This is a genomic window from Streptomyces sp. LS1784, assembly GCF_020103755.1.
In the GTDB taxonomy this organism is placed as follows: Bacteria; Actinomycetota; Actinomycetes; order Streptomycetales; family Streptomycetaceae; genus Kitasatospora.
In genome coordinates, this window is record NZ_JAHSQD010000984.1 from 1 (window position 1) to 1,780 (window position 1,780).

At 78.0% G+C, this 1,780-nt stretch carries 1 pseudogene; it reads right to left on the reverse strand.

From position 1 onward, the window contains the following. A pseudogene (locus KS423_RS44905) lies at positions 1 to 1,780 on the reverse strand (hypothetical protein); the annotation flags it as partial.

Sequence of the window (1,780 nt, forward strand, 5' to 3'; positions counted from 1 at the left end):
CGGCGGTCAGCCGGGCCACCGCCGCCTCGGTGCGGCCGAGGTCGCTGCCCTCGATCAGCGCGGCCAGCCGGACGGACTCCGCCCGCGGCGACTCGGCCTGCTCGCCGCCCGCCTCGTACTCCGGGATGGCCCGCTCGACCTCGGCGAGCGCCTCCTCGTACCGCCCGGCGACGGCCAGCGAGCGCGCCCGCTCGTAGTGCGAACCGCCGCGCAGGTACCACGAGTTGTACTCCTCGCCGCGCCGCTCGGCCGCCGCGCCGACCGCATCCGCCTCGGCCAGCAGGGCCAGCGCCGCGGCCAGCCCCTCCTCGCCCTGCTCCCGCATCGTCAGCCGAGTCAGCTCCCGCAGGGTGGCGGCCAGCTGGTCCACCTGCGGCGCCTTGCCGTGCGCCTCGCGGGCCCGGGCCAGCGCCGCCTCGGCGGCGTCCCAGCGCTCGGCCCGGGCGAGCGCCAGGGTGGCCTCGCAGGCGACCATGGTGTGGGTCTCCTGGTCCTCCCAGCCGGCCACCAGGTCGGCCAGCCGCAGGTACTCCTCGGCCGCGTCCCGGTGCTCCTCCAGCTCGGACAGGCCCCGGGCGAGGTCCAGCCGGGCCTGGGCGAGCATCCGGACGTCCAGCCGGGCCGCCGACGCGTCCAGCAGCACCGACTCCAGCACGGCCACCGCGTCCGCCGCCCGGCCGGTGTCGCGCAGGACGTCGGCCAGCTGGAGGCGCACCCGGGCGGCCTCCTCGACCGCCTCGGCGCCCTTGCGGTCGTAGCGCGCGGCCGCCTCCGACAACGCGCGGACCGCACCGCCGAGGTCGCCGACCTGGAGGCAGCAGTGGCCGAGCATCATGTACGTCGGCGCGTACGGGTAGGAGTCGTCGCCCCAGCGCACGGCCTCGGCCAGCGCCCGGTGGAACACCTCGACCGCCTGGCCCGGCTCATGGCTCTGCAACAGCACCTGGCCCAGCAGGCCGAGCACCCGCGGGGTGTGCCAGGGCAGCTCCGCGGCGTCCAACTGGGCGAGCACCTCGCGCAGTTCGGCCTGCGCCTCGGCCAGCCGGCCCTGCCGGGCGGCGGCGTCGGCCGTGTACTGCCGGGAGGTGGCGGCCCGCCGCTCGGAGCCCAGCTCCACGGCCGTCCGCCGGTAGGCCCCGACCGCCGCCTCGAAGCGCTCGGCCACCTCGGCGGTGGGCTCGGGCTCCGCCTCGACCAGGTCGTGGTGGGCGGCGTAGGCGCGGGCCTGCAACACGATCAGGTAGTCGTCGTCGGTCAGTTCGCCGCCTGCGCGCAGTTCCTCGGCCCGGGCCAGCGCCGCGTCGAGCGCCGCCCAGTCGACCTGCCTGGCGCCGCGCGCGCCGTCCTCACCGTCCGCACCCCCGCTGCCGTCCGAACCGCTCCCGCCCCGGCCGCTCCCGTTCCCGTCGCTCCCGTCCCCGTCGCTCTCGTCCAGGTCCGCGATCAGCGTCCGGGTGCGGCACATCAGCGCCGGCCCTGGCAGCCCCGCCTGCTCGAACAGCTCGGCGGCGGCCAGCAGCCCGGCCTTGCCCTCGGCGTACGCGTCCCGCTGGAGCGCCTCGTGGGCACGCTGCTCGGCGAGTTCGGCGCGCAGCCGCTCGGGGCCGCCCAGCTCGGCGCTCTCCGGGTGGACGAAGCCTGCGGCCCCGGCGCGCTCGGCGACCCGCTTCCACAGCCGCTCGGAGTCCGGGTGGCCGAGCAGCTCCAGCTCGCGGGCCCGCAGCACCAGGGCGGTGAAGTCCTCCGGCTCCGGCTCGGCCGTCCGGCGCGGCGCGGGCGC